The following is a 3,362-nucleotide window of genomic DNA, read 5'->3' as shown; positions in this document are numbered from 1 at the left end:
AAGTCTACGACGTGCATATAACCTGCCACAGAAGAATGTTAGGGGATTGGACCACGACCTTGCCTACAAGGGAGTTGAAAGTGGTGGTATTGATGTAGTTGATCTGTATTCGACTGATGCAGAGATCGAATATTATAATTTGAGAAGGTTAAAGGACGATCTCAACCACTTCACGAACTATAACGCAGTCCTACTTTACCGTTCCGGACTAAAGGAACGAGCTCCCGAGGCACTCAGGGAGATATTGGGCCTTCAGGGCAAAATCTCTGAAGAGGATATGATTAAAATGAATGCACTGGTAAAGATAAACGGAGAGCCGGAGGCTGCTGTAGCGGCGAAGTTTTTGAAGAAGAGTTTAGACATAAATACGCCTCCAATAACGGACTCGTTTTTAAATCGACTTGGGCATAACACGCTCCAGCATCTTTTTCTCGTTGCAGTCTCCCTTTCGGCCGCAATTTTGATATCGATACCGCTGGGGATTTGGGCTCACCGAAACGAGAGGCTAGGTCAAGCGATTCTGGGCATCGTCGGAATAATTCAAACGATTCCGTCCCTGGCTTTGCTTGTCTTTATGATTCCACTCCTCGGAATCGGTGCAACACCCGCAATTGTTGCACTATTTCTCTACAGCCTGCTTCCCATTGTTCGTAACACTTATACAGGCCTACATGATATTCCATCCAATATCCGAGAATCAGCCGAGGCGCTTGGTTTATCCTATTTTGCGACGCTGAGACTTATAGAATTACCCATGGCATCAAGATCCATAATAGGTGGCATCAAAACCTCTGCGGTAATAAATGTTGGGACGGCAACTCTAGGCGCCCTGATCGGGGCGGGTGGTTATGGCCAGCCAATACTAACTGGAATACGGCTTGATAACATTCCCCTTATCCTCGAAGGTGCAATCCCCGCCGCTGTTTTGGCACTTTTGGTGCAAGGATTGTTTGATTTATCTGAACATGTTTTCGTGCCAAAAGGATTGAGATTAAAAGTTGAATAATCTTTTATTTTTCAAACCATCTGCCGAGGTGTAACCTTTTTGTGTTTGCCGTTTAACGCGTTGCGTTATATACTTTATAAGTGATAAGGTCGTTTAAATGCAAAGAAACGGAAAAGATATTCAAACGCACATTTTCCAGAATGTTCCCACGTGGTATTCAACGGATAGCATTGCGAAAGCTTCGGATGCTAAATAGAGCGAAGACTCTGCGGGATTTACTTGTTCCACCTGGAAACCGATTAGAAGCATTACATGGTGATAGAGAAGGTCAATATAGCATCCGTATTAACGATAAATGGAGAATATGCTTTGAATGGCAAGAAGGTGATGCATATAACGTAGAAATACTTGATTATCATTAGGAGGTTTTAATTATGAGTTCAAAAAAGATCGCACCTATACATCCCGGTGAAATTCTGCTTGAAGAGTTCTTACAGCCTATGGGAATTAGCCAAAATCGGTTGGCGCTTGACATCAGAGTTCCTGCGCGTCGAATTAATGAGATAGTTCATGGCAAGCGAAGAATAACGGCAGATACAGCTTTACGATTGGCTAAATATTTTGATATGTCTCCCCAATTCTGGCTTGGCTTACAAATGGATTACGACCTTGATATGGCAGAGGATCAATTAACAGAACGCCTCAAACGTGAAGTTCAAGTTCACCGAGCTTCAGCGTGAAAAACTAATTAGGAGGAGTTCCACCTACTGTATCCTGTATCCTGCATCCTGAATTCTGCATCCTGTATCCTGCATCTTGAATCTTGTACCACGCATCCTGTATCTTGCATCTTGCATCCTGCATTTCTCATCCTGTATCCTGTAGTTTAGAGAGGAAGCTAGGGAAAATGGTAAGGGATTGTGGGGACAATGAGGGTGCTCTAAATACCTTTTTGAGATATTATCTGCATTATTGTAGGCTAAAGAAAGGTGGGAGTAGAATAAAATGGATCGAAGATACTTTGTATTCAGAATAAACTATGATGATGCCCATTCCTGGGTAGTGGTTGAATTACTAAATAAAGGTTTTCTTAGGCAAGGATGGGGTCATTCGGGTTTAGAACTCCTGAATAAATCTGCAAAGTTGGTAGAAAAAGAAAATTGGATAAATAGTTTCAGAAATATATGGGATGAAACATATGAAAAATCATCCTTGAGGTATGATATTTTAGCGAGGATGCTGGGAATGCAACCAGCTGACATAGTTGTTATACCTAAAACAACCGATGACTACTCTCTAACTATTTGTCAGGTTAAAGAAGGCTACTCCTTTGACACAACAAATACCACTATGTGGGACGATTTTAAGCATCTAATCAGAGTTGAAAACATGAAAACCTTTAAATACGATGAGTGTTCTGAGGCTAAGTTAATTTCATCTAAGTTCCGTGCATATCAAAGTGCTGTTAACAATGTATGGAGCGAGTGAAGTCTAAGGAAGAGAATAAATATGGTAAATATGGGGTTAGGTCTTGCAATACCACATTATTCATTATTGAGCTATAATAATTGTACAAATGGCGCGTCCTTTAAGAATTGAATTCCCAGGTGCTATATACCACATAACTTCTCGTCGTGATGGCAGAGAAAATATATATCTTGATGAAGACGATAGATACTTGTGGCTTAACATTTTTCGTTCAGTATGTAAGAGGATGCAATGGAAATGTCATACCTATTGTCTGATGACTAACCATTACCATTTAGTAATAGAGACTCCTGAGCCCAATCTTTCCGCAGGCATGCGACAATTGAACGGGGTATACACACAGAGTTTTAACCGTCGACACAGCCGAGTGGGACATGTTTTCCAAGGTCGTTATAAGGCGGTATTAGTTGATAAGGAAAGCTATTTACTAGAGTTGTGTCGATACGTAGTGCTTAACCCGGTTAGGGCGAGGGTAGTCAGGAGCGTAGGGGATTGGAAGTGGAGTAGTTTTAGGGCTACGGTTGGTGAAGAGATACGTGCTGAGTGGGTGGAGGTGGACTTGATACTTGGACAGTTTGGTAGTTCAAGGAAAGAAGCTATTTTGAATTTTATAGACTTTGTACAGCAGGGATTAGAATCACCTAGTGTATGGAATTATGTTAGGAAGCAAATATATTTAGGCACCGAACAATATATAAAACGTATACAAGATTTGATTGGTGATGAAGAGGATTTATCGGAAATACCAATAGAGCAGAGAAGGCCGGTTAAATTGACAATAGAAAGATATTATGAAATGAGCAAGGATAAAAAAGAGGCTATGGCACAAGCATATTTATATGGACGTTATACAATGAAGGAGATAGGTAAGTATTTTGGGGTTCATTATTCGACTGTGAGTAGGACAGTAAGGAGTTATGAAAATTTA

Annotated in this window: 5 protein-coding genes; all 5 read left to right on the top strand. The window is 40.9% G+C overall.

What is annotated here, in order from left to right; all coding sequences use genetic code 11:
- The coding region (locus tag VGA95_01320) for an ABC transporter permease subunit (GenBank protein HEX9665177.1) at positions 1–1,006 on the top strand (1,006 nt) is incomplete at its 5' end.
- An 80-nt stretch (positions 1,007–1,086) separates the two neighbouring features.
- Positions 1,087–1,368 carry a type II toxin-antitoxin system RelE/ParE family toxin gene (locus VGA95_01315; GenBank protein HEX9665176.1) on the top strand — a complete coding sequence of 94 codons (282 nt, stop codon included), beginning with the start codon at positions 1,087–1,089 and terminating at the stop codon, positions 1,366–1,368.
- Positions 1,369–1,380: 12 nt separating this feature from the next.
- A complete protein-coding gene (locus VGA95_01310; GenBank protein ID HEX9665175.1) occupies positions 1,381–1,686 on the top strand; it encodes a HigA family addiction module antitoxin in 306 nt (101 codons plus the stop codon).
- A gap of 265 nt (positions 1,687–1,951) precedes the next feature.
- Positions 1,952–2,434 (top strand): hypothetical protein, encoded by a 483-nt coding sequence (locus tag VGA95_01305; GenBank protein ID HEX9665174.1) that lies wholly within the window; start codon positions 1,952–1,954, stop codon positions 2,432–2,434.
- 88 nt (positions 2,435–2,522) lie between these two features.
- Positions 2,523–3,362 (top strand): transposase (locus tag VGA95_01300; GenBank protein ID HEX9665173.1); only part of this gene is annotated, 840 nt, incomplete at its 3' end.

Source organism: Thermodesulfobacteriota bacterium, assembly GCA_036397855.1.
GTDB lineage: Bacteria > Desulfobacterota_D > UBA1144 > Nemesobacterales > CSP1-2 > DASWID01.
The sequence above is the reverse complement of the archived record's forward strand: the minus strand, read 5'-3'. Positions and strand labels throughout refer to the sequence as shown.

Coding starts and splice junctions, on each gene's coding strand:
- VGA95_01310 (HEX9665175.1), top strand. CDS start 1,381: ATGAGTTCAAAAAAGATCGCACCTATACATCCCGGTGAAATTCTGCTT.
- VGA95_01305 (HEX9665174.1), top strand. CDS start 1,952: ATGGATCGAAGATACTTTGTATTCAGAATAAACTATGATGATGCCCAT.